Raw genomic sequence first — 22,564 nt, forward strand, 5'->3', positions numbered from 1 at the left:
CTTGGTGACTCCTGCTTCCGTACCCTCGCCCCGTATGCGCCGCCGCCCCGCCTGGGCGGGGCGCAACTACAGTCTGCTGACCGCCGCCGCGATCATCACCGGCCTGGGTACCCACGGCGCACTGATCGCGTCGGCGTTCGCCGTCCTGGAGTCCGGCGGCGACGGTGGTGACGTCGGTCTGGTCGCCGCCGCCCGTACCGCACCCCTGGTCGTCTTCCTTCTCATCGGTGGCGCGATCGCGGACCGGCTGCCGCGCCACCGCGTGATGGTCGCGGCGAACGCCCTGAACTGCGTCTCGCAGGCCGCCTTCGCGTGGCTGGTCCTGGCCGGCGATCCGGAGCTCTGGCAGATGATGGTGCTCACCGCGGCGTGCGGCACCGGGCAGGCGTTCTTCAACCCGGCGGCCGAGGGCATGCTGATGTCCAGCGTCAGCGGCGAACAGGCCAGCCGTGCCTTCGCGCTGTTCCGGATGTCGATGCACGGCGCCGCCATCGGTGGTGCGGCGCTCGGCGGTGCCATGATCGCGGCGATGAATCCGGGCTGGGTGCTGGCCGTCGACGCCGCGGCCTTCGCGGTCGCCGGGCTGCTGCGCGCCTTCCTCGACGTCGCCCACATCCCGTCGCGCGCGCCGGGCGGCGGGCTGCTGGCCGATCTGCGCGAGGGCTGGCAGGAGTTCGTCGGCCGCCCCTGGCTGTGGTCCATCGTGGCGCAGTTCTCGGTGGTGGTCGCGGTGGTCGGGGCGGCCGAGTCGGTGTACGGGCCGCTGGTCGCCCGCGACGAGCTCGGCGGCGCCAGCCCCTGGGGACTCGCACTCGCCGCGTTCGGGGTGGGCACCCTGTGCGGGGCGCTGCTGATGATGCGCTGGAAACCCCGGCGGCTGCTGCTCGCCGGGTCGCTCTGCGTCTTCCCGCTGGCCCTGCCCTCGGCGGCGCTCGCCGTACCGCTGCCGGTGGCCGGGCTCAGCGCGGTGATGTTCGTCAGCGGCGTCGCCATCGAGGTGTTCGGCGTCTCCTGGATGACGGCCCTGCATCAGGAGATCCCGGAGGAGAAGCTGTCGCGCGTCTCGGCGTACGACTGGTTCGGATCGGTGGCGATGCTGCCGCTGGCCACCGCGGTCGCCGGTCCGATGGAGGGCCTGGTCGGGCGGGGCCAGGCGCTGTGGGGCTGTGCGGTGCTCATCGTGCTGGTCACGGGGGCCGTGCTGTTCGTACCCGACGTACGCAACCTGACCCGCCGGACGGGCGCCGCGGTGGCGGGGTCCGCAGCCGCGAAGGCACCGGTGTCCACGGCCGCGGACACCCCGGCGGGGCAGGTGCCGTCAGCCGATCCCGAAGGTGCCGTCGGGCGGCTCGGGTGAGGCGACCGCGTCGGCGTCCCGGACCGGCCGGGCGCCGCCGATGAGCCGCGCGAGCGCAGCCCCGTGCTCGACCCGGGCCGGAAAGGCGTCGGCGGCGCAGCGGCGGGCCAGCGTCGCGGTGTCGAGGGGGCTGCGGGAGGCGACCAGGACGACGTTCCCGAAACGCCGGCCGCGCAGCACCGCCGGTTCGGCGATCACCGCGAGCTCGCCGAAGACGGTCGCGAAGTTGGCGAGTTGCGAGCGGAGAAAGCCGAAGGGCGTGCAGTCGGCGAGGTTGGCGGCGTAGACGCCGTCGTCACGCAGCGCCCGTCCGGCCGCCTGCGCGTACTCGACGGACGTGAAGTGCGCGGGCACCCGCGAACCCCCGAAGACGTCCGCGATCAGGACGTCGACGGACGCGGGCGGTGTCTCCTCCAGAAGGCCTCGGGCGTCGGTCGCGTGCACGGTGATGCCGCTGCCCTCGGGTACCGGCAGCTGCTCGGCGACCAGTGCGAGCAGGCCGTGGTCGGCCTCGGCGACGACCTGCCGCGAGCCCGGCCGGGTCGCGGTGACGTAGCGCGGCACGGTGAGCGCACCGCCGCCGAGGTGGAGCACGTCGAGGGGGGTGTCCGGTTCCGCGGCGCAGTCCAGGACATGGGCGAGCCGCTGGGTGTACTCGAACTCCAGGTGGACTGGATCGTCCAGGTCGACGTACGACTGCGGTGCGCCGTCGACCGTGAGCAGCCAGGCCCGGTCCCGGTCCACATCGGGAAGCAGTCTGGCAGTGCCCTGGTCCACGTCCCGGATGACAGGTATCGGCTCGTTCACCCTTCCATTGTGGGGTGCCTGTTCAGCTGCTGAGGACCGCGGCGACCGCTGCGGTGTGCGCGGCCGACTGGGCGCGTCCGGCGCGGGCGGCCGCCTCCCTGCGGACCGGATCGAGAGGGTTGCGCCCGAACGCCTTTCTGGCGGCCGCGTCCGGGGTGATGACGGCGACCCGGGCGCCCTTCGCTTCGAGGTCGGTGGCCTGGGAGAGCGGCGGGACGATCACCTTGTTCCCGCTCGCCGTCGGTGCGATGACGACGACGCGTTCGTATCCGGCGGCCAGATGGGCATTGGCCGGGGAGTACACCCCGCCGTCGATCCAGTCCTGCCCGTCGATGGTGACGACCGGCCAGACCGCGGGAACGGCGCAGCTGGCGGTGACGGCGTCCACGAGCGGGATGCCGCTGTCCTTGTCGAACGTGTGCAGTTCACCGGTGGCCGCGTGGACGGCGGTGATGCGCAGCAGCCGCTCGGGCCACTCGGACGACGGGAGCCGGCTCGCGATCACGGCCCGGCGTTCGGCCGCGGTGGCTCCGGTCCGGGCGGTCTGCGCCATGCGGGCCAGCTTCCGTCCGTACGCCTCCGGGGTATCCGCCGTCAGCACGGCCCGGGCGTAGCGCATGAGGGTGCCCGTGCCGAGCCTGCCGCCGGTCTCGCCCTGCGGACCGGCGAGCTGGCGTGCGTACAGGTCGGGCAGGCCGAGCCGTCCGGAGGCGACCTGGGCGCCGACGACGGCCCCGGCGGAACTGCCGATGATCAGATCCGCGGCGGACAGGTCCACGCCCGCCTCGGCGAGTCCGTGCAGGATCCCGGTTTCCCAGGCACTTCCGGTGACACCGCCGGACCCCAGCACCAGTGCAATATCTGCCATGCCGTCAGTCTTGCGCATGGCGCCGGCCCCGCCTGCCGTGGGTGCGGAAGACGGGGCCGGTGCGCGGACGGGTACGGATCAGAGCAGGCCGGTGACGGTGCCCGCGCCGACCGTGCGGCCGCCCTCCCGGATCGCGAAGCCGAGACCGGACTCCAGCGGGATGTCGCGGCCCAGCTCGACGGTCATCGTGACCGTGTCGCCGGGGCGCGCCACCGCCGCCTCACCGAGGTCGATGTCCCCGACGATGTCCGCGGTACGGATGTAGAACTGCGGCCGGTAGCCGGTGGTGACCGGTGTGGTCCTGCCGCCCTCCCTGGCCGACAGGACGTACACCTGCGCGGTGAAGCGACGGCTCGGTGTCACACTGCCGGGCGCCGCCACCACATGGCCGCGGCGGACCCGGTCGCGCTCCACCCCGCGCAGGAGCAGCGCCACGTTGTCACCGGCCTGCGCGGAGTCCATCGGCTTCCCGAACGTCTCCAGACCGGTGACGACCGTCTCGATGTCCGCCCCCGGCACGGACACCCGGTCGCCGACGCGCACGGTGCCGCGCTCGACGGCTCCGGTGACGACGGTGCCCCGGCCGGTGATGGTCAGGACGTTCTCCACGGACAGCAGGAAGGGCGCGTCGGTGTAGCGCACCGGCATCGGTACGTACGTGTCGACGGCGTCCAGCAGCGCCTCGACGGACGCGGTCCAGCGCGCGTCGCCAGCCAGGGCCTTCAGGCCCGACACCCGGACGACGGGGACGCTGTCGCCGCCGTAGCCGTGCGCGGAGAGCAGCTCGCGGACCTCCAGCTCGACCAGGTCGGTCAGCTCCGGGTCGCCCGCGTCCGCCTTGTTGAGGGCGACGACGATGTGGTCCACGCCCACCTGGCGGGCGAGCAGGACGTGCTCGGCCGTCTGCGGCATGATCCCGTCGAGCGCGGACACGACGAGGATCGCCCCGTCGAGTTGCGCGGCGCCCGTGACCATGTTCTTCACGTAGTCGGCGTGGCCGGGCATGTCGACATGCGCATAGTGCCGGGTGTCGGTCTCGTACTCGACGTGCGCGATGTTGATGGTGATGCCGCGCTGCGCCTCCTCCGGCGCCCGGTCGATCCGGTCGAACGAGACATAGGAGGTGCTGCTGCCGGCGCGGTCGCTGAGGACCTTGGTGATGGCCGCCGTCAGGGTGGTCTTGCCGTGGTCGACGTGGCCCATGGTGCCGATGTTGAGGTGCGGCTTGGTGCGCACGTATGCCGTCTTGGGCATGGCTCGTCCTTCGTGACTCGAAGCTGAGAGAGAAGACCCCAGGGCCCCGCCGACCCTCCCCTTGCGGGGTCCGCCGGACTGTCGGGGGAGGGTCAGCTTCGGGCGCCGCCGAGGGACGCTGCGGCAGCGGTGCACGCTGCTGCGTCGACTGCGGCCGCTGCCGCGGTGAGTGCCGCGGCAGCGTGGACAGCAGGGATGACGGCAGCCTTCGGCGCGTCCGCGACTGCGGACTGCGTTGCGAGGAAGGCGTACCGGAACATGGGTCAGATCATGGCCGACGGCCGCGGACCCGTCGAATGGTTTTCGGCTGCGCTGTCGGCTCCCGGGCGGCGCGTGTGCGGCGGATCGTCCGGGGCACATTACGGCGCTCACACACCGTCGTCGGTTAGTCTCCCCGAATGCTCGACCCCTCCCCCGCCACCCGGCCCTCCGCGGGCCTCGCCGCGCGCTGCGCGAGGGCGCTGCTCTCGCCCTGGTCCCGGCTCTCGCTGCTCGTGGTCGTGCTGCTGGCCGCCGCGGCGATGATGCTGCTCCTCGAACCGCAGCGGTTGCTGGCCACCGGCTGGCCGGCCCGGCTGAGCAGTGGCGGCGTCGCGGTGCTGCTGTTCGGCGTCGCGTACGGGGTGTGCACCGTGGCGTTCGTACCGCGGCCGCTGCTCAATCTTGCCGCGGGTGCGCTCTTCGGTTCCCAGGCCGGTCTGGCCGCCGCCCTGGTGGGCACGGTGCTGGGGGCCGGCATCTCGTTCGGCCTCGGCAGGGTCCTGGGGCAGGACGCGCTGCGTACGCTGCTGCGCGGGCGCTGGCTGAAGGCGGCGGACGGACAGTTGAGCCGGCACGGCTTCCGCTCGATGCTGGCGCTGCGGCTCTTCCCGGGTGTGCCGTTCGCCGCGGCCAACTACTGCGCCGCGGTGTCGCGCATGGGGTATCCGCCGTTCCTGATGGCCACCGGAATCGGCTCCGTCCCGAACACTGCGGCATACGTCGTCGCAGGCAGCACGGCCTCGTCGCCGACGTCGCCCGCGTTCCTGGCCGCGATGGGTTTCATCGTGCTGACGGGGATCGGCGCGGCCGCCGTCGCCTGGCGCAGGCGGCACTCCTTCGGCGGGCGATGACCGGGGGCCGGAGCGATCCGCGCCGGCCGCAGGCACGCTGACCGGCGCCGGCGCGACTGAGCCGGCCGGTCGCCGGGGTACGCCGGCGCGGGCAGCGGAGCCGGCCGGTCGCCGGGGGCAGCCGTCACCCCGTTCATCCAGGGGCGATACGCTGCCCGCGCACGACCGACGATCATCGGGCCCGCCGTGGCCCCTCCCTCACACGACCGCACTCCGCACGTTGCCGACGGCTCCGCCGTCCGTCGGCCGATGCGCGATGACTTCCGGGATGGCCAAAGCCCCATGAGCTGGTTCGAATCGTTCGTCCTGGGCCTCGTTCAGGGACTGACCGAGTTCCTGCCGATCTCCTCCAGCGCGCATCTGCGGCTCACCGCAGCGTTCGCCGGCTGGCACGACCCGGGTGCGGCGTTCACCGCGATCACCCAGATCGGCACGGAGGCGGCGGTTCTCATCTACTTCCGCAAGGACATCGTGCGGATCGTCTCGGCGTGGTTCCGCTCGCTGACCAACCGGTCGATGCGCAGCAACCACGACGCCCAGATGGGCTGGCTGGTCATCGTCGGCTCCATCCCGATCGGCGTCCTCGGCGTGACGTTCAAGGACCAGATCGAGGGCCCCTTCCGCGACCTGCGGCTCATCGCCACCACACTGATCGTCATGGGCATCGTCCTCGGTGTCGCCGACCGCCTCGCCGCCCGCGACGAGACCGGCGGCAAGCACCGGGCCGTCAGGGAGCGCAAGTCTCTCAAGGAACTGGGCGTCAGGGACGGTCTGATCTTCGGCTTCTGCCAGGCGATGGCGCTGATCCCGGGTGTATCCCGCTCGGGCGCGACGATCAGCGGTGGCCTGCTGATGGGCTACACCCGCGAGGCGGCGGCCCGTTACTCGTTCCTCCTCGCGATCCCGGCGGTGCTCGCCTCGGGTGCCTTCGAGCTGAAGGACGCGGGCGAAGGACATGTGTCGTGGGGTCCGACGATCTTCGCGACGGTCATCGCCTTCGGTGTGGGCTACGCCGTCATCGCATGGTTCATGAAGTTCATCACCACCAAGAGCTTCATGCCGTTCGTCATCTACCGCGTACTGCTCGGTGTAGCGCTGTTCGCGCTGGTGGCGGCCGGCGTACTGAGCCCGCACGCGGGTGAGTCGGCGGGCTAAGGGCTCTTCGGCCGGCGAGACACCCCGGTGCGGCCACGCCCGCACATGCGTGGCCGCCGAAGACGCCCTCCCCCGGACCGAACCCACCGACGGGGGGTACTGGTGGCGGGCCAGGACCACTGCGGCAGGGACATCTGCCCTCCTGCCGCGTCCCACACGAGGCGACCCGGCCTGACGTGCCCTAGCTTGGTCAGGGGGATTCGTCTAGCCGAGGAGTCCCAGTGACCTCAGGAAGCAGCAAGGACAAGATCAAGGGCAAGGCCAAGGAAACCCTGGGCAAGGTGACCGGCGACCGCGGCAAGATCGCGGAAGGCAAGGCCGACCAGGCCAAGGGGCGCGCCAAAGACGCATTGGACGACGCCCGCAAGCACGTGCCCGGAAAGTCCGGCCCGACGGACCCGCTGATCAGAGACGACGAGTAGGTCCAGGCTCCGAGCCCCCGCTGGATGGTGGGGGCTCAGCCACGCCGAGGGGGGCTCGTCGGGTTCACCGCGGTGAAGGACGAGCAGACATGTCCGTGGACATGAAACTGCCCCTTCCCGCCGGAGCGGGAGGGGGCTGCGTCATTCGGTGTCGGCCGCCGGCAGGTCGGGGGGCGCGACGAACAACCCCGCATACTGCGGCCGCGGCGGCTCGACGGGGTCGAGGACAACCGTCGTGCCCATGTCCGCAGCGTCGTCGTTCGCGCGCTGTCGTACCTGGCGCGGTGAAGCGTCAGCCATCAAGTCTCCTGTGCATAGCGGTCGTTGTGAGGGCCCCGAGCCCGAGAAGACCACGGCTGGTGTGCGGTGGCGGTGCTTCTGCACCATGGGGCGGCACACCAGGGCGTCCGGATCAGCCGAAGGTGCCTGCAGGGAGTATCCACCAGGACACGTTCGGCCGCCAGCGCCGGGCCTGCCCTCCGTACCGTCCTGGCCGTCGGGGCCGGGCGGGATCTTCGGCCGACCACCACGCAGTCGTCCGTACGCGACGGTTCAGTACGCGACGACCGCCCATGTCAGCGCCCCGGCGACGGCCACCGCGTAGCACCCCACGGCGGCGCGCACGACGGTGCGCCGGGTGGAAGTGCTCCATGACGTACCGGCCAGCACCCTAGCCAGCGCGGGAAGCACCAGGATCGCGTGCAGGGCCACCCCGTGCAGTGGTTTGAGCGATGCCGTGGAGGCATAGCCCGCCGGCTGGTGGCCGGTGCGGGTCAGATAGACGCCGCGGGCGATCATCGCCGCCCCCGACAGCAGCCCGACGACGAGGATCGCGAAACCGGATCTCAGCGCGAGCGCCATCCCGGCGGGTCCTTCCGGGGGACGGGCGAACGAGGCCGCCGCCAGGCCGGTGAGGACGACGACCAGCACCGCCCCGCCGACGGCCAGCGCCATGGAGACCGCCGTGTCGAAGGGCGTCTCCATGTTGAAGTGGGACGGCACGCCGCGCCAGGCCTGGAGCGTGATGCCCGCGACCTCCAGCACACAGTCGGCGGCGAACACCGCGAGCAGCACCGTGCGGGTGCGTGCATGCATGCGTACGTACGAGGCCACCCAGCAGATCGCGATGAGCGTCAGACCGAAGGAGAGCCCGAAGGTGACGGGCTTGCGCCAGGACACCGGGCCGGACCAGGGACCGCCGTCCACCGCGAAGACGACCAGGTGCAGCAGCCCGGAGACGACGAGCGCCGATCCGGTGGCGTAACAGAGGCGTTCCACCGAGCGCAGACCGTGCCACGCACGGGTGCTCGGCAGCGGGTGGGCGAGGCCTCTGCGCGCCGGTTCCGTACTGATGACCGCTGGGGACTGGTTCTCCATGCCCGGAGCATCCCGCGGGGCGGGCCCGGCCGTCGTCGTACGTCCGGAGGCAGTCGCCGTACACCGCATGGAGTACCCGTGACCCCACTCACCAGTTGACCCTAAGCCGCGGTCGCCGTGTCGCTCAAGGGGTCTGCACATATCTCTGCGTGACGACTGCCGAGTTCCCCTCGGCCCGCGCAGCGCGGTCACCGATGTCCAGGTGAGCGAACCCATGAGTTACATATGCCCGATTGATCCATCCAGCACTCCACATACATGAACTTCGTTGTTGTGTATGACCTCTTGGCTCCACCATCGCATGGTGCTAGAACTCCTTTCACATGGAGCGCGAGATCATCGGATCACGCTGCGTCATGCCCGGGACCGCCGCCCCGCGGCCCCTGTTCGCGTTTCGCCACCCGAGTTGGAGGCAGTCGTTCGATGCACCTGCCCGTGAGCCGTCGTACCTTCTCCCGCCTCGCTGTCGCACCGGCAGCAGCCCTTGTGATCGGATCGGCCGGGCGCGCGACGGCCGCCAGTACCGCGCCACCCGCCGCGGCCGTTCCCACCCCCGCACGGACCCGCGGGGACATCGCCGCGACCGTGGCCCGCGTCACCACGTTCATGGACGAGCACGTCTCCTACGGCGGCGGTTACGTCTGGAGCTATCTCCCGGATCTCTCCACCACCTGGGGCGAGATGGAGGCCCGGCGCACCATGTGCTGGATCCAGCCGCCCGGCACTCCGTCCGTCGGCCACAGCATGCTCGACGCCTACCACGCCACCGGATCGGAGGCCTGCTACCGGGCGGCCAAGCGCACCGGACTGGCGCTTGTCGACGCCCAACTGGCCTGCGGCGGTTGGAACTACATCCATGACACGGCGGGCCAGGGCTCGCTGCGCGACTGGTACAGGACCATCGGAGCCAACGGGTGGCGGCTGGAGGAGTTCCAGCACTTCTACGGCAATGCCACCTTCGACGACGCGGCGACCGCCACCGCCGCGCAGCTGATACTCCGGCTCCAACTGGAGCGCCCGCACCCGAAGTTCGAAGCCGCTCTGGACCGCGCGATCCGCTTCGTCGTCGCCGCGCAGTACCGCGGCGGTGTCGCCGACGGCGGCTGGCCCCAGCGGTTCCCTGCCTTCTCCGGCTCCGCCGAGCAGATGCCCTGGCCGGAGGAACTGCCGGCCTGGCTGCCCTCCGGCATCCGGCACGGCATGGAGGACGGCGACTACACCGGGCATGTGACCTTCAACGACAACGTGCTCGGCGAGAACATCAAGTTCCTGCTGATGTGCGTCACCGCCCTGGGCCGCCGGGACCTGATACCCAACGTCCGGCGGGCCATGGCCTGCCTCCACCGCATGCAGCAGCCCGGCCCGCAGGCCGGCTGGGGCCTCCAGCACCTCGCCCGTGCGGCGGGCGGCCGACCGGCCGGCGCTCCCGCCGGTGCCCGTTCCTACGAACCCCGGGCGCTGGTCACCCACACCACTCAGACCAATGTCCAGCAGCTCTTCGCTTACTTCCGGCTCACCGGTGACCACGACTTCCTGCGTCGCGTCCCGGAAGCCATCGCCTGGCTGGAGACCTGCCGGCTGACGGATCAGCAGAAGGCGGAGAACCCGCTCCTGGCGTCCAGCACACATCCGACCTTCGTCGAACTCGGCACCAACCGCGCTCGCTTCGTGCACCGCTTCGGCTCGAACATCCGCAATGGCGCCTACTACAACGACTACGACCACCGGGACACCCCGAGCCACTACGGCGGCGGACGCAAGGTCGACACCGCAGCGCTGCGCGCGACGTACGAGGAGCTCATGGCGATGAGCCGGTCCGAGGTCGCCGACCTCAAGGCCCGCTCGCCGCTCTCGGCCCATGGCAGGCGGGAGCTGCCGGCCTACTTCTCGCTGAGCGACCTCAGTCTCGACGACCTGTTCCGCGACGCCGGTCCGTCGCTGCCGACCGTGACGCAGGCGCAGGCGGACGCCGTCGTCGACGGGCTCGGCACACGGGACCACTGGCTGACGCCGATCGGGTCGATCACCAATCCCTACCGGGGACCGGCACCCGCGACGCCCTACGACGGCAAGGCCTATATGAGCCGCAACGTGGGCGACCTCTACGACACCTCGCCGTACGACCCGCTCAAGCCGCCCCTGGAGGCTCCTTACACGCCGCAGAACAGTCCCCTGGGCATCACCACATCGGACTTCATCGACAATCTCGGCACTCTGACGGCGTACGTCGCCGGCAGTTGATCCGCCCCGTCCCCGCTCCGTCCTGAGTGCGACCGTCGCCGGATCGCCCTCGTGCTGAAGCGCGTCGCAGAAGGCCCGCGGCCGGCAGTCCGGAGAGCCGGAAACCCGTCCGCCCGTACCCTTCCGCGACGCGCTTCATCGCTGCACAGAACTTCGCTGTGCGCGCGTCGGCTGCTCCTGCGCCGGACGCCGACCGGCCGTAGCGTACGGAACACAACCGGAGGAATACGGGGCAGACGCGGTCGGAGGTCCCCACCGCGTGCTCCGTACACGTACCAGCCTGGGACAGGTACTGCCGGACTCTGGAGGACTCCATGACCACCGCCGAGCTTCCTGTGATCGCCGCCGTCGACGGTTCGTGGCACAGCTTCGAGGCGCTCGCCTGGGCCGCGCACGACGCCGTCCGGCGAGGGCTTCCGCTGACGATCGTGCATGTCAGGCCGCTCGATCGGCGTACCAGTCAGGAGGTTCAGCGGCGCGAGGCCGAGGAACTGCTCGCGGAGTCCGTGGGCCGGGTGGCACAGGTCGCTCCGGCCCTGCACACGTCGACCCTCGCCCCGCTGGACTTCCCGACGGCGGCACTGACCGCGCTGAGCGAGCACGCGTCGATGCTGGTGCTGGGCTCGCGCGGGCTGGGCGGGTTCCGGTCGCTGCTGGTCGGCTCGAACAGCTTGGCGACGGCCTCGATGGCGAGGTGCCCCGTCGTCGTCGTCCACAGCAGCGCCGCGGACGAGGACGGGACGGAGACACGCGAGGCGTTCGCGGACATCGTCGCCGGGGTGGCCGCCGACGAGAGCAGTGAGGCGGTGCTGGACTTCGCGTTCGAGGCGGCCATGTCCCGGCCCGGCGCGTGCCTGCGGATCGTGCACGGCTGGACGATGTTCTCGTCGATGCTCTCCGGCGGTCCCGTCTTCGACCGCGACGCGGCGGCGGACGCGGCCGCACGGACCCTCGCGGAGCTCACCGCGGGCCGGCGTGAGAAGTACCCGCAGATCGACGTGGTGCAGGAGCCGGTCCACGGGTCCGCGTCCCGCACCCTCGTCACGGCGTCGGAGACCGCCGCCCTCACGGTGATCGGGCGGCGCAAGGGCGGCGAGGATCTTGGATTCGGGCTGTCCCCGGTGGCGCAGACGACACTCACACACGCGGCCGGGCCGGTGGCCGTGGTCCCCTGCTGACACCGTCCGGGTGGATCGGCACCCACACCGCGGACGTGCGCGCGGCGGCTGGAGGGTGCACCGCGCGTGCACGCCCCTTGGCCTCCGCGGCCGGCGGGCACACACTGGCCGGATGACGCAGCGCGTGGCTCTCGCGACCGTGATGGACCAGCTGTCCATCGACGCAGTGATCACCGGTTATGCGGTGGCGGTGGACGACGGCGCCTGGCAGGACTACCGGGACCTGTTCACCCCGGAGGGCCGCGCCGACTACCGCGGTGCGGGCGGTGTGGAGGGGCCCGCGGCCGAGGTCGCGCAGTGGCTCGCGGAGACGATGCGGCTCTTCCCCGTACGGCAGCACCTGGTCGTCAACCGCCGGATCGCCCTCCAGGACCTGGGCGGCTACCCGGGTGACCGCGCCGAGGTGCAGGCCGACTACCTGAACCCGATGCGGCTGCAGGGCACGCCGGACGGCGGCGGTGCCGCACCCCCGGACACCGTCGCGCCGAATTTCGTCTCGGGCGGCCGGTACGCATTCGGACTGGTGCGTACGGAGGCCGGCTGGCGGATCCACAGCGTCACCGTCCACGAGAAGTGGCGCACCCTCTCCGGCTCCCTGACCGCGGGCTGAGTCGCGCCGAACAGCGCCGGCCTCGCCGCACCCGTTCCGCTCCCCCCACACTGGGGAAGAAGAAGGGAACACCTGCTCACCCGGCAGGACGAGGAGGCGCATTATGCGGATTCCGGTCGGCCACCGTGAGCAGGGGGAGCTGGGCCACCGTGAGCAAGGGAGGCCCGTCGGTCGTGAACAGCGCCGGCGGATGCTCCGGTCGCCCTGGTGGCGCTCGGGTGCCGCGCTGCTCGCCGGTGCACTGCCCGCGCTCGCCTTCCCCGCCCCGTCGCTGTGGTGGTTCGCCTATGTCGCACTGGTGCCCTGGCTGCTGCTGATCCGGTCGGCGGGCACGCCGCGCCGGGCAGCCCTCGACGGCTGGCTGGGCGGGGCGGGCTACCTGCTCGCCGTGCACCAGTGGCTGATGCCGAGCCTGCACGTGTTCATCGTGATTCTCGCGGCGCTGCTCGGTCTGCTGTGGGCGCCCTGGGGCCTGTTGGTGTCCAGGATGCTCGGGGGTGCCCCCTCCGGCGCACGGGCCGCGGCCGCCCTGATCGTGGTGCCGTGCGGCTGGCTGATGATCGAAGTGGGCCGCTCCTGGGAGGGGCTCGGCGGTCCGTGGGGGCTGCTCGGCGCGAGCCAGTGGCAGGTGCCTGTGGCGCTCCGGGTCGCATCGGTCGGCGCCGTGTGGCTGGTGAGTCTCCTGGTGGTTGCGGTGAACACCGCTGTCGCCCTGCTGCTCGTGACCTCGCGCGCCCGGACGGCTGCGGCGGTCGGCATCGTGGTGTGCGCTCTCGCCGTGGGCGCGATATGGACGTGGGCGCCGCAGCCCCAGCAGGCGGGGACGGCCCGGATCGCCGTCGTCCAGCCGGGGGTGGTCGGGGGACCCGACAGCGTCGAGCGCCGCTTCGACCGCAGTGAGCGGCTGACCCGCACGCTGGCCGGCCGCGACCTCGATCTGGTGGTGTGGGGCGAGAGCAGCGTCGGCCAGGATCTGTCCCGGCGACCGGACCTGACCGCGCGGATCGCGAAGCTTTCGCGCGAGGTCGGCGCGGATGTGCTGGTGAATATGGATGCCCGGCAGACCGGCGCGTCGGGCCGGACGGGGATCTTCAAGAGCGCCGTGCTGGTCGGACCGGACGGCCTGACCGGGGACCGCTACGACAAGATGCGCCTGGTGCCGTTCGGCGAATACGTCCCGGCCCGTTCGGTGCTCGGCTGGGTGACGTCGGTGGGCAGGGCAGCCGGCGAGGACCGGTTGCGCGGCACCCGGCAGGTCGTGATGTCCGTTCCCGAGCCGTCTCGCGCGGACCGGTCCACCGGATCTCCCACCGACGTAGGTGCCTCGGAGAACCGTCTGCGGATCGGGCCGCTGGTCTGCTTCGAGTCGGCGTTTCCCGACATGAGCAGGCGCCTGACCCGTGACGGGGCCCAGCTGCTGATCGCCCAGTCCTCGACCTCGTCGTTCCAGCACACCTGGGCACCCGAGCAGCACGCCTCGCTCGGCGCGCTGCGGGCCGCCGAGAACGGCCGCCCGATGGTGCATGCGACGCTCACCGGCATCAGCACGGCGTACGGCCCGCAGGGCGCGCGCATCGGCTCACCGATGGGGACGGATACGAGCGGGGCCGCCGTGTACGACGTACCGCTGGCCCGTGGCACCACGCTGTACGTACGGCTGGGCGACTGGCCGGTGCACGGCGCGCTGGGCGTGCTGGCGGCGTTCTGCGCCTACGAGGGTGTCCGGTCCCTGCGGCGGCGTGCCCCGCTGGAGCCGGTCGGCCCGGTGAGTCCGACGGCACGGACACACGGTCTATGACGGGGCGTTCACGGAGACGATGTTTCCCTGCGCGTCGACGGTCAGCGCCACCCGCTCCACCTTGTTCGTCACCGCCAGGACCGCCCAGACGACGCCCCACAGAAAGCAGCTGAACACCATCAGAAGGGCGTGCAACACGTGGTTGAGCGGCTGTCCCCGGACCATCACCACCTGCGTCTCGGCCCGGGACTCCACCCGCCAGCCGTTGGCGATCCGCTGATTGACCGCCCAGTCGAGGATCAGGCCGCGCTGCATCGCGTCGGGTGGCTGCCCGTCCGCCGAGTAGTAGCCGGGGGGTGGCTGGAGAGCGCCCCATCCCTGTGGCTCGTCGTGGGGCTTCACGAGGTCACCTCCACGGGCCGGTGATCGATCCCCCCAGCCTGCCTCCGGCCTGTGCGGGACGCATCCCGAGCGGATCGAACCCGTCCTCACCTGCGGGTTCCGCTGACATCCGACCGTCCCGCACAGCCCACCGGACGCCGTCCGCCCCGCAGGCCCTGCACGATCCGGACGAGAGGACTACGCGCAGCCCAGGTCGCGGAGGATGCGCTCGCACAGCTCGTGCGTCTCCAGGGCGTCCCGGGCGCTCAGCAGCTTTCCGGCCTGCACGGCGTCCAGGAAGGACAGCACGCTCTGCTCGATGCCGCGCTGGCGGGCCACCGACACCCAGTCCCCGCGCCGCCGCACGCTCGGCTGCCCCTTGTGGTCGATCACCTCGGCGAGGTTCACCACCTCGCGCTTGGAGTCCTGTCCGGAGACCTCGAGCCGCTCCTCCGTCGAGCCGCTGAGCCGGTTCATCGCACCGATGGCGGTGAACCCGTCGCCGGACAGCTGCAGCACGACGTGGTGCATCAGGCCCTCACGGATTCTGGCCTGTACGACGGTGTGCTCGACCGGGCCCGGCACCAGGAAGCGCAGGGTGTCCACGACGTGGATGAAGTCGTCGAGCACCATGGCCCGCGGGTCCTCGGGCAGTCCCACCCGGTTCTTCTGCATCAGGATCAGCTCGCGAGGGTGCTCGGCGCACTGCGCGTAGCCGGGCGCGACCCTCCGGTTGAAGCCGACGGCCAGGCTGACACCGCGCTCCTCGGCGAGGTTCACCAGCCGCTCGGACTCTGCGAGTTCGTAGGCGAGCGGCTTGTCGACGTACGTGGGAACACCCGCGTCGAGCAGCCGCCCGGCGATCTCCGGGTGCACGGAGGTCGGAGCGTGGACGAAGGCGGCGTCCAGGCCCTCCGCGATCAGCGAGTCGAGGTCGGTGTGGCGCTGCTCCGGCGGGATCCTGTGGGCCTCGGCGACGGCCGTCAGGGTCGCGGGGGTGCGGGTCTGCAGATGGAGTTCGACCCCGGGCAGGGTGGTGAGCACCGGCAGGTACGCCTTCTGCGCGATGTCGCCGAGCCCGATGCAGCCGACCTTCACAGGGAACTCCCTCTCGCTGTGTGCGCGTCATCCGTCGAGGCAGCATACGTGTGCTGCGGCGGCTGCCAGTCCGCGATGCCGTCGAAGGTGCGCAGGACGAGGCCGGGCCCGAACCGGGCGACGACCGACATCGATATGTCACGCAGTGCGACGGCAGGTGCGCTGGTCAGACGCATCAGCCGGGTTGCCTGGGCGGCCTTGCGGACGATGGCGTGGGTGCGCGGGACACGGTCCGCGCTGTACGCGGCCAGGGCCGCCGCCAGGTCGCCGCCGGGCGCCGCATGGTGAGCGAGCACGATGGCGTCCTCGATCGTCTGGTTGCCTCCCTGTCCGAGTGTGGGCGCCATGGCGTGCGCGCCGTCGCCGACCAGGACGGTGCGGCCGCGGTGGAACACCGGCAGGGGGTCGATCAGATGGTGCACATCGTTGCGGAGAACCTGTCCGGGCTCGACGGCGGCGATGATCCCGGGGATCGGATCGTGCCAGTCGCCGAACCGGCGCAGCAGCTCGGCCTTCTCGCCGTCGGCGCCCCGCTCCCCGGCAGGCGCGACAGCGGCCGCGTAGGCATAGATCCGGCCGTCCTTGAGCGGTTGGGTGCCCCAGAGGGCGCCGCGGCCCCAGGTCTCGTGCGGGGCGAAGGCCTTCTCCGGCGCCGGGACGACGACGCGCCAGGTGGTGAAGCCCGCGTACGACGGTCCGGGGTGCGCGGGGAAGAGGCAGGAGCGTACGGCCGAGTCGATGCCGTCGGCGCCGACGACGAGGTCGGCCTCGATGTTTCCGGCCGCAGTGGCGACGATCGCCCGGGCGCCGCCCGCGGTGCCCGGCTCCAGGAGCTGCGCCGGCGCCCCGGTACGGATCGCGGATGAGGGAAGTCCGGCGGCGAGCACGTCGATCAGGGTGGCGCGATGGACGAGGACGATCGATCCGCCGAACCGCTCGGTCGCGGCCTCGCTGCTCGTCCCGGCGAGCCACCGGCCGCCCGGGGTGCGCATACCGCCGTCGCCCTGCCAGGCGGCCAGGGAGCGGATCCTGTCACCGAGGCCGATGACGTCCAGGGCGCGCTGGGAGTTGGGCGCGAGGCCGATCCCTGCGCCGACGGGCTCCAGGGAGGCCGCCCGCTCCAGGACGGTGGTCCGCCAGCCGCGCCGGTGCAGGGCGACGGCGGCGGTCAGCCCACCGATCCCGCTGCCGATGACGACCGCATGGGGCTGTGTCATGACTCCCCCTCCTCGAAACTACATCTGTAGTGAGGAGACCAACGTACTACAGGTGTAGTTGCAGCGGTAGGTTTGGCCCCATGGCCACAAGCTCCCCCCGCATCGCCGGCGCCTCCCGGGCCGGCCTGATCACCGACGCCGCCCTGGCACTGCTCGCCGAGCGCGGGATGCGGGGGCTCACCCACCGCGCCGTCGACGAGCGCGCGGCACTCCCCCAGGGTTCGACGTCCAACTACGCCCGCACCCGGCAGGCCCTGCTGGAGGCCACGGTGCGACGCCTTGCCGAGCGTGAGGCACAGGTGCTCGCCCCGGGAGAGCTCCCGATGCCCGGCGGCGCAGCAGTCGGCAGGGCGGAAACCGAGGCGGAGGCAGCCGACGGGACAGGAGGGAAGGCGGCAGGGCAGGCAGGTGACGGTCTGGACGCCGTCGTCGGCGGTCTCGCACTGGCCATGCACCGGTATCTGACCCGTCACCCCGAACTGCTCATCTGCCGCTACGAACTCGCCCTGGAGGCCACCCGGCGCCCGGAGTTGCGTGAGTTCTTCGACACCATGGGCCGCCAGTTCCGCGACCCCCTGGTGGCACTGATGACGGCAGCCGGTTCGGCCGAGCCGGATCGCCATGCCCTGTCGCTGGTGGCCTGGTGCGAGGGGCTGATGTTCTCCTGCGCCGCCGGGTCGTACCACCGGTCCGTACCCACCGAGGAGGAACTGCGCACCGGCTTCACCGAGTTGCTGTGCGGCATGCTGGGCCGCGACAGCCGCTGAACGCCCGGCCCATTCGTGATGGCTGGGCAAGAATGCGCGCCATGACCACGGACGAACGCTCCGAGCCCGCCCTCACCGCCGCAGAGCGCCCGATGCTGGAGGGCTGGCTCGACTATCACCGCGACACGCTCGCCCTGAAGTGTGCAGGCCTCACCGACTCCCAGCTGCGGGAGGCGTCCGTACCCCCGTCGGAGCTCAGCCTGCTCGGGCTCGTGCGGCACATGGCGGAGGTGGAGCGCGGCTGGTTCCGCGAGGTCCTGGCCGGTGAGGACGTGAAGGCCGTCTACGGGACGGACGAGGACCCGGAAGGCGAGTTCCACCTCACCGAGGCGGACACCTGGGAGAAGGACGGGGCGATCTGGCGGGAGGAGATCGCACGGGCCAGGGAGATCGCCGCGAACGTCGGGCTCGACGATCTGTCGATCGGCCTGAGCCGCAAGGGCGAGCCGTACAACCTGCGATGGATCTACACCCACATGATCGAGGAGTACGCCCGGCACAACGGCCACGCCGATCTCGTCCGGGAGCGGATCGACGGAGCGACCGGCGACTGATCCCGCCGCGGCCGCTCGCCCGCATCCGGCGCGCCCCGGGGGCAGCGACAGGCGGGGACTGCGCCGACCGGGGTCACTCGTGCGGGCCAATCACGGCTTCTTCCCTCCCGCAATGGATCACCCGCACAGCAGAGTTGCAGGGTGCAACGAACCAGAATCGCCGTGAAGCTCCTGGTCGGGGTGGCCGTCACTGCCGTCTCCGGCTGCGTGTCCGTGGAGCCCCAGCCGGGCCTTGCGCCCCGGCCCGGGACCAGCAGGCCCGCCCGGGACCTGGCCCCTCAGATCGCCCGGCCACCGGTCCGGGACACCCTGGAATCCCTGCCGGATCCGAAGCCCTCCGCAAAGGCGTCAGAGCCCAGCTCCGGAGCACACTCGGACACCCGTCGCACCGGGCAGCGCACACCGCGGCAAGGTGAGCATCCCGGTGGGGTCCTGCCGCGGCCGCGGCAGGCTCCGGGCGCGGTACTGGTACCGGTCCCGGTTCTGCCGGCCTCCCCCGTGACCGGGACGGACGTCTGCGCGCTCGGGCGGGGATACGGCGGCTGGCCCACCGGCAGCACACCGTCCCGGATCTGCGAAGACGCCTACGGCCACTGATCCCACAGCCGCCGCTCCAGCCGCCCGATCGCCGCCCGTACCCCTCCCCCGTATCCGTCGTCCGTTCCGTCGTCCGCGAGGACGTCGGAGGCCTGACGGGCCCGGTTCAGATGGATCCAGGCGGCGTCCGGGCGCTGGAGCTTCGCATAATCCGCCGCGAGACTGAGATGGAGCAGCGGCGAGAAGGCGCGGACCGCGAGCGTGTCCCGGTGTTCGGCCGCCCGCTCGTCCGTCAGCCCTTCTGCGGCGGTCAGCGCCCGCAGGTCCCAGGCGAGCTCGTCACCGGGATCGTCCTGGGTGTCGGCCATGTAGTGCGCGAGGGTGCAACGGTGGAGGGCGTCGCCGTCCTCGCCGATCTCGGCCCAGAGCGCTCCGAACCGGTTGCGGGCCTCTTCGCGGTCACCACCGTGCAGCAGCATGATCGCCTGGCCGATCCTGGTCATGACTGCGTCCTTCGACGCCTCCTGCTGCTCCGCCACCGCAGTCTCCCTCGCACCCGTCCAGCCGATCCCGTTCGATTCCGGATGGCTCGACGCTAGCCGCTGGTACGGGCAAACCCGGTCAGGCTCGGGCAAAGCACCCGAGCCTGTCAGGCAGGTGCCCGCAGTCAGCCCAGGTCGGGGATGCGCCAGTCGATCGGCTGGTGCCCCTGCGCCGCGATCGCCTCGTTGATCTGCGTGAACGGGCGGGAGCCGAGGAACTTCTTCGCGGACAGGGGCGACGGGTGCGCGCCCTTCACCACCACATGGCGCTCCTCGTCGATCAGCGGGAGCTTCTTCTGTGCGTAGTTGCCCCAGAGGACGAAGACCGCCGGATCGGGACGCGCGGCCACCGCCCGGATGACCGCGTCCGTGACCTTTTCCCAGCCCTTGCCCTTGTGCGAGTTGGCCTCTCCGGCGCGGACCGTCAGCACGGCGTTGAGCAGCAGGACGCCCTGCTCGGCCCACGGCATCAGATACCCGTTGTCCGGGACGGGCAGGCCGAGCTCGTCCTTCATCTCCTTGTAGATGTTCCGCAAGGAGGGCGGCGTCCTGACGCCGGGCTGCACGGAGAAGCACAGCCCGTGCCCCTGGCCCTCGCCGTGGTATGGGTCCTGGCCGAGGACCAGGACCTTCACCCTGTCGTACGGAGTGGCCTCCAGTGCGGCGAAGACCTGCTCCCGCGGCGGATAGACCGGCCCCTTGGCCCGCTCCTCCTCGACGAAGTCGGCGAGCTCCTTGAAGTACGGCTTCTGCAGCTCATCGCCGAGAACGCCGCGCCAGGACTCGGGCAGCAGGTCGGTGTCGGTCACGTCAACAACCTCCGGTACGCAAATCGGTTCTTGACCACAGAACCTACCGGGGCCCACTGACAATCGGCCGGGCGAGCCCTACCAACTCGCCTTGCGGTACAGCTCCCACATCTGCATGACCGTCTGCGGGTCCAGGGCGCGCTCGCCGCCGCCGATGTCCTCGCCCGCCGCCACATACAGCTTGCCCTGCCACAGCGGCAGCAGCCGGACGTCGTCGACCAGGATCTTCTGGGCCCGCTCGAACTGCTTGCTGACCGCGCCCCGGTCGCTCTCCTGGCGGCTCTGCGGCAGCAGGTACTTGGTGATCTCGTTCTTCACGTACGGCATCCCGGTGACGGTGTCCTTGCCCACGAAGGGAGCGATGAAGTTGTCCGGGTCCGGAAAGTCCGGGAACCAGCCACGGCCGAAGACCGGGTACTCGCCCTTGGTGTAGCCCGCCTGGAACGTCTTCCACGGGGCGCTCTTCAGCGTGATCTTGAACAGGCCCGAGGTCTCCAGCTGGCGCTTCAGCTCATCGAACTCGGGGGCCGTCGAGGAGCCGTAGCGGTCGGTGGTGAACCAGAACGTCATGGCGACCGGCTCGGTGACGCCCGCCCCGGTGAGGATCTCCTTGGCCTTCTCCACGTTCGGGTCGCCGAAGCTGTCGAAGAAGCTGGTGGTGTGACCGGCGATGCCCTTGGGCACCATGGAGTACAGCGGCTCGGCGGTGCCCTGGTAGACCTTGGCCACCAAGGCGTCCCGGTCCACGAGCTGGGCGATGGCCCGCCGCACGGCCGGATTCCCGGCGGCCGGGTCCTCGGGGTTGAAGACCAGGAAGCGGATGTCGGCGCCGACGGTCTCGATGAGCTGCAGCTCGCTGTTCTTTTCCTTGTTGTCCTCGAGCCTGACCACCTCCTCGGCGGTGAGGCCGCGGTAGGTGGCGTCGATCTCGTTCTTCTGCAGGGCCTCGACCATGGGGGTGGACCCCTTGAAGTACCTGATGGTCACGGCGTTGTTCTTGCGGTTGGCGAACCCCTTGTAACTCGGGTTCTTCACCAGCTCGGCCCGGTCACCCGGCTGGTACGAGTCCAGGAGATAGGGGCCGGACCCGGTGATCTTTCCGTCCTCGCGGACCTTGTCCTTCGGGTAGTCGCCGGGAGCCACCAGGGACATCGCGGGGGTGGCCAGGACGAACGGGAAGGTGGCGTCGGGCTTGTTGAGGTGGAAGACGACCGTGTCGTCACCCACGGTCTCGACGCGGTCGAGCGAGCCGAGCAGTCCTACCGGGCCGCCCTTCACCTTGAGGGTCGAGATCCGGTCGATGGAGTACTTCACGGCCTCGGCGTCGAGTGCGTCCCCGTTGGAGAACTTCAGGCCCTTCTTGAGCCTGCAGCGATAGGCCGTGCTGGTCCGGTCGGTGAAGGTGCAGGAATCCGCGGCATCGGGCTCGGGGCTCGTACTGCCGGTGGGGAAGCTCACCAGGGTCTGGAAGACATTGCGCATCAACTCCCAGGAGTTGTCCCACGCCGCCGCCGGATCAAGAGTGGAGGGCTCACTCGTGGTGCCGACGACTATCTTCTGCTCGCTCTCCGACGCGCCGTCGGACAGCAGACCGCAACCGGCCAGCAATGAAAGGGAAGCAAGCGCTGCAACGACCTGCAGCCTGGCCCGGTAGAACACGTGCACGCTCCTCGATCGGCCATGGGTCGGCAGACCATACCGCAGCGCCCCGTCGGGTCAATCCGTAGGCCCGACGGGGCACTTGAGGCAATCAGGGCGAAACCGGATCAGGCCGTGCTCAGCCCACCCCTGCGTTCAGGAAGATGCCGCCGTCGACGACGAGCGTCTGCCCCGTGATCCAGTCGGACTGGTTGGACGTGAGGAACGCGGCGGCCCCCCCGATGTCCTCGGGGACACCGAGCCGGCCGAGCGGATAGGCGGCGGCGGCCTCGGCCTCGCGACCCTCGTACAGCGCCTCGGCGAACCTGGTCTTCACGACCGCGGGGGCGATGGCGTTGACCCGGACGACCGGAGCGAACTCGTGCGCCAGCTGAAGGGTCAGATTGACCATGGCGGCCTTGCTCATGCCGTACGCACCGATGAACGGCGAGGCGGAGACACCGGCGACGGAGGCGATGTTGACGATCGCCCCGCCGTTCTCCTTCTGCCAGGCCTTCCAGGTCTGCTGGGCGAAGCCGAGCGCCGAGATCACATTGGTCTCGTAGACCTTGCGCGCGACGGCCAGGTCGAGCTCCGCGATCGGGCCGAAGACCGGGTTCGTGCCGGCGTTGTTGACCAGGAAGTCGACCCTGCCGAACGCCTCCATGGTGCGTTCGACGGCCACCGCCTGGTGCGCCTCGTCGTGCGCCTTGCCCGCGACGCCGATGACCCGGTCGGAGCCCAGCTTCTCGACGGCCTCCTTGAGGGCGTCCTCACCGCGCCCGGTGATGCACACCCGGTCGCCACGGGCGACGAGCGCCTCGGCGATGCCGTAACCGATCCCCCGGCTCGCGCCCGTGATCAGTGCGACCTTCCCGCTGTCCTGCACAGTCATGATCTGC

23 protein-coding genes are annotated in these 22,564 nt (G+C 71.0%); 11 read left to right on the forward strand and 12 right to left on the reverse strand.

Annotation, left to right across the window (positions count from 1 at the left end; all coding sequences use genetic code 11):
* Positions 1-34 precede the first annotated feature (34 nt).
* Positions 35-1,357, forward strand: coding sequence for an MFS transporter (locus LRD69_RS02955; RefSeq protein ID WP_277324975.1), 1,323 nt, complete (start codon positions 35-37; stop codon positions 1,355-1,357).
* On the opposite strand, the gene LRD69_RS02960 is transcribed toward LRD69_RS02955, so the two are convergent.
* The 3 genes from LRD69_RS02960 to tuf form a co-directional block, all read right to left on the reverse strand.
* A complete protein-coding gene (locus tag LRD69_RS02960; protein WP_277324976.1) occupies positions 1,319-2,164 on the reverse strand; it encodes a fused MFS/spermidine synthase in 846 nt (281 codons plus the stop codon). The two genes, LRD69_RS02955 and LRD69_RS02960, sit on opposite strands and share 39 nt — an antisense overlap.
* A 22-nt stretch (positions 2,165-2,186) precedes the next feature.
* The gene (locus tag LRD69_RS02965; RefSeq protein WP_277324977.1) at positions 2,187-3,032 is read right to left on the reverse strand and encodes a patatin-like phospholipase family protein; all 846 of its coding nucleotides are present in this window, start codon (positions 3,030-3,032) and stop codon (positions 2,187-2,189) included.
* 78 nt (positions 3,033-3,110) lie between these two features.
* Positions 3,111-4,286, reverse strand: coding sequence for an elongation factor Tu (tuf, locus tag LRD69_RS02970; RefSeq protein WP_277324978.1), 1,176 nt, complete (start codon positions 4,284-4,286; stop codon positions 3,111-3,113).
* Between the two features lie 398 nt (positions 4,287-4,684).
* Here tuf and LRD69_RS02975 point away from each other — a divergent pair, with 398 nt between their 5' ends.
* The 3 genes from LRD69_RS02975 (at position 4,685) to LRD69_RS02985 (ending at position 6,975) form a co-directional block, all read left to right on the forward strand.
* Positions 4,685-5,398: a TVP38/TMEM64 family protein gene (locus LRD69_RS02975; RefSeq protein WP_277324979.1), complete on the forward strand. Its 714-nt coding sequence runs from the start codon at positions 4,685-4,687 to the stop codon at positions 5,396-5,398.
* 282 nt (positions 5,399-5,680) lie between these two features.
* Positions 5,681-6,553: an undecaprenyl-diphosphate phosphatase gene (locus tag LRD69_RS02980; RefSeq protein ID WP_277324980.1), complete on the forward strand. Its 873-nt coding sequence runs from the start codon at positions 5,681-5,683 to the stop codon at positions 6,551-6,553.
* A gap of 221 nt (positions 6,554-6,774) precedes the next feature.
* A complete protein-coding gene (locus tag LRD69_RS02985; protein WP_277324981.1) occupies positions 6,775-6,975 on the forward strand; it encodes a CsbD family protein in 201 nt (66 codons plus the stop codon).
* Positions 6,976-7,116: 141 nt separating this feature from the next.
* Here LRD69_RS02985 and LRD69_RS02990 read toward each other — a convergent pair whose 3' ends face one another.
* Positions 7,117-7,275: a hypothetical protein gene (locus tag LRD69_RS02990; RefSeq protein ID WP_277324982.1), complete on the reverse strand. Its 159-nt coding sequence runs from the start codon at positions 7,273-7,275 to the stop codon at positions 7,117-7,119.
* 252 nt (positions 7,276-7,527) lie between these two features.
* On the reverse strand, positions 7,528-8,352 hold the full coding sequence (locus LRD69_RS02995; RefSeq protein ID WP_277324983.1) for a hypothetical protein: 825 nt from the start codon (positions 8,350-8,352) through the stop codon (positions 7,528-7,530).
* Positions 8,353-8,787: 435 nt separating this feature from the next.
* Here LRD69_RS02995 and LRD69_RS03000 point away from each other — a divergent pair, with 435 nt between their 5' ends.
* The 4 genes from LRD69_RS03000 to lnt all read left to right on the forward strand — a co-directional run bounded on the left by LRD69_RS03000 (position 8,788) and on the right by lnt (position 14,179).
* Positions 8,788-10,593: a pectate lyase gene (locus LRD69_RS03000; protein WP_277324984.1), complete on the forward strand. Its 1,806-nt coding sequence runs from the start codon at positions 8,788-8,790 to the stop codon at positions 10,591-10,593.
* A 314-nt stretch (positions 10,594-10,907) separates the two neighbouring features.
* A complete protein-coding gene (locus LRD69_RS03005; protein WP_277324985.1) occupies positions 10,908-11,771 on the forward strand; it encodes a universal stress protein in 864 nt (287 codons plus the stop codon).
* A 112-nt stretch (positions 11,772-11,883) separates the two neighbouring features.
* Positions 11,884-12,381, forward strand: coding sequence for a nuclear transport factor 2 family protein (locus tag LRD69_RS03010; protein WP_277324986.1), 498 nt, complete (start codon positions 11,884-11,886; stop codon positions 12,379-12,381).
* Between the two features lie 190 nt (positions 12,382-12,571).
* Positions 12,572-14,179 carry an apolipoprotein N-acyltransferase gene (gene lnt, locus LRD69_RS03015; RefSeq protein ID WP_277329607.1) on the forward strand — a complete coding sequence of 536 codons (1,608 nt, stop codon included), beginning with the start codon at positions 12,572-12,574 and terminating at the stop codon, positions 14,177-14,179.
* On the opposite strand, the gene LRD69_RS03020 is transcribed toward lnt, so the two are convergent.
* The 3 genes from LRD69_RS03020 to LRD69_RS03030 form a co-directional block, all read right to left on the reverse strand.
* Positions 14,174-14,521 carry a hypothetical protein gene (locus LRD69_RS03020; protein ID WP_277324987.1) on the reverse strand — a complete coding sequence of 116 codons (348 nt, stop codon included), beginning with the start codon at positions 14,519-14,521 and terminating at the stop codon, positions 14,174-14,176. The genes lnt and LRD69_RS03020 overlap by 6 nt on opposite strands.
* A 177-nt stretch (positions 14,522-14,698) precedes the next feature.
* Positions 14,699-15,598 (reverse strand): Gfo/Idh/MocA family oxidoreductase, encoded by a 900-nt coding sequence (locus LRD69_RS03025; RefSeq protein WP_277324988.1) that lies wholly within the window; start codon positions 15,596-15,598, stop codon positions 14,699-14,701.
* On the reverse strand, positions 15,595-16,815 hold the full coding sequence (locus tag LRD69_RS03030) for an FAD-dependent monooxygenase (protein ID WP_277324989.1): 1,221 nt from the start codon (positions 16,813-16,815) through the stop codon (positions 15,595-15,597). The genes LRD69_RS03025 and LRD69_RS03030 overlap by 4 nt, the downstream gene beginning before the upstream one ends.
* An 80-nt stretch (positions 16,816-16,895) precedes the next feature.
* Between LRD69_RS03030 and LRD69_RS03035 the strand changes: the two genes are divergently transcribed.
* The 3 genes from LRD69_RS03035 to LRD69_RS03045 all read left to right on the forward strand — a co-directional run bounded on the left by LRD69_RS03035 (position 16,896) and on the right by LRD69_RS03045 (position 18,733).
* Positions 16,896-17,582 (forward strand): TetR/AcrR family transcriptional regulator, encoded by a 687-nt coding sequence (locus LRD69_RS03035; protein WP_277324990.1) that lies wholly within the window; start codon positions 16,896-16,898, stop codon positions 17,580-17,582.
* Between the two features lie 41 nt (positions 17,583-17,623).
* A complete protein-coding gene (locus tag LRD69_RS03040; RefSeq protein WP_277324991.1) occupies positions 17,624-18,136 on the forward strand; it encodes a DinB family protein in 513 nt (170 codons plus the stop codon).
* 141 nt (positions 18,137-18,277) lie between these two features.
* Positions 18,278-18,733, forward strand: coding sequence for a hypothetical protein (locus LRD69_RS03045; RefSeq protein WP_277324992.1), 456 nt, complete (start codon positions 18,278-18,280; stop codon positions 18,731-18,733).
* Here LRD69_RS03045 and LRD69_RS03050 read toward each other — a convergent pair.
* The 4 genes from LRD69_RS03050 to LRD69_RS03065 form a co-directional block, all read right to left on the reverse strand.
* Positions 18,721-19,212, reverse strand: coding sequence for a hypothetical protein (locus LRD69_RS03050; RefSeq protein ID WP_277324993.1), 492 nt, complete (start codon positions 19,210-19,212; stop codon positions 18,721-18,723). The genes LRD69_RS03045 and LRD69_RS03050 overlap by 13 nt on opposite strands.
* A 128-nt stretch (positions 19,213-19,340) precedes the next feature.
* Entirely contained in the window at positions 19,341-20,024 is a 684-nt protein-coding gene (locus tag LRD69_RS03055; protein WP_277324994.1) for a uracil-DNA glycosylase, read from the reverse strand.
* Between the two features lie 78 nt (positions 20,025-20,102).
* Positions 20,103-21,683 carry an ABC transporter substrate-binding protein gene (locus tag LRD69_RS03060; RefSeq protein ID WP_277324995.1) on the reverse strand — a complete coding sequence of 527 codons (1,581 nt, stop codon included), beginning with the start codon at positions 21,681-21,683 and terminating at the stop codon, positions 20,103-20,105.
* A 118-nt stretch (positions 21,684-21,801) separates the two neighbouring features.
* Positions 21,802-22,557: an SDR family oxidoreductase gene (locus LRD69_RS03065; protein ID WP_277324996.1), complete on the reverse strand. Its 756-nt coding sequence runs from the start codon at positions 22,555-22,557 to the stop codon at positions 21,802-21,804.
* Between the last annotated feature and the right edge of the window lie 7 nt (positions 22,558-22,564).

The organism is Streptomyces sp. JH14, from assembly GCF_029428675.1.
Lineage (GTDB): Bacteria > Actinomycetota > Actinomycetes > Streptomycetales > Streptomycetaceae > Streptomyces.

Bases quoted from the DNA above. Each gene is read 5' to 3' on its own strand.
- LRD69_RS02975 (WP_277324979.1), top strand. From the start codon at position 4,685: ATGCTCGACCCCTCCCCCGCCACCCGGCCCTCCGCGGGCCTCGCCGCG.
- LRD69_RS02955 (WP_277324975.1), top strand. From the start codon at position 35: ATGCGCCGCCGCCCCGCCTGGGCGGGGCGCAACTACAGTCTGCTGACC.
- LRD69_RS03065 (WP_277324996.1), bottom strand. From the start codon at position 22,557: ATGACTGTGCAGGACAGCGGGAAGGTCGCACTGATCACGGGCGCGAGC.
- LRD69_RS03040 (WP_277324991.1), top strand. From the start codon at position 17,624: ATGACCACGGACGAACGCTCCGAGCCCGCCCTCACCGCCGCAGAGCGC.
- lnt (WP_277329607.1), top strand. From the start codon at position 12,572: ATGCTCCGGTCGCCCTGGTGGCGCTCGGGTGCCGCGCTGCTCGCCGGT.
- LRD69_RS02990 (WP_277324982.1), bottom strand. From the start codon at position 7,275: ATGGCTGACGCTTCACCGCGCCAGGTACGACAGCGCGCGAACGACGAC.
- tuf (WP_277324978.1), bottom strand. From the start codon at position 4,286: ATGCCCAAGACGGCATACGTGCGCACCAAGCCGCACCTCAACATCGGC.
- LRD69_RS03010 (WP_277324986.1), top strand. From the start codon at position 11,884: ATGACGCAGCGCGTGGCTCTCGCGACCGTGATGGACCAGCTGTCCATC.
- LRD69_RS02980 (WP_277324980.1), top strand. From the start codon at position 5,681: ATGAGCTGGTTCGAATCGTTCGTCCTGGGCCTCGTTCAGGGACTGACC.
- LRD69_RS03035 (WP_277324990.1), top strand. From the start codon at position 16,896: ATGGCCACAAGCTCCCCCCGCATCGCCGGCGCCTCCCGGGCCGGCCTG.
- LRD69_RS03005 (WP_277324985.1), top strand. From the start codon at position 10,908: ATGACCACCGCCGAGCTTCCTGTGATCGCCGCCGTCGACGGTTCGTGG.
- LRD69_RS02995 (WP_277324983.1), bottom strand. From the start codon at position 8,352: ATGGAGAACCAGTCCCCAGCGGTCATCAGTACGGAACCGGCGCGCAGA.
- LRD69_RS03030 (WP_277324989.1), bottom strand. From the start codon at position 16,815: ATGACACAGCCCCATGCGGTCGTCATCGGCAGCGGGATCGGTGGGCTG.
- LRD69_RS02965 (WP_277324977.1), bottom strand. From the start codon at position 3,032: ATGGCAGATATTGCACTGGTGCTGGGGTCCGGCGGTGTCACCGGAAGT.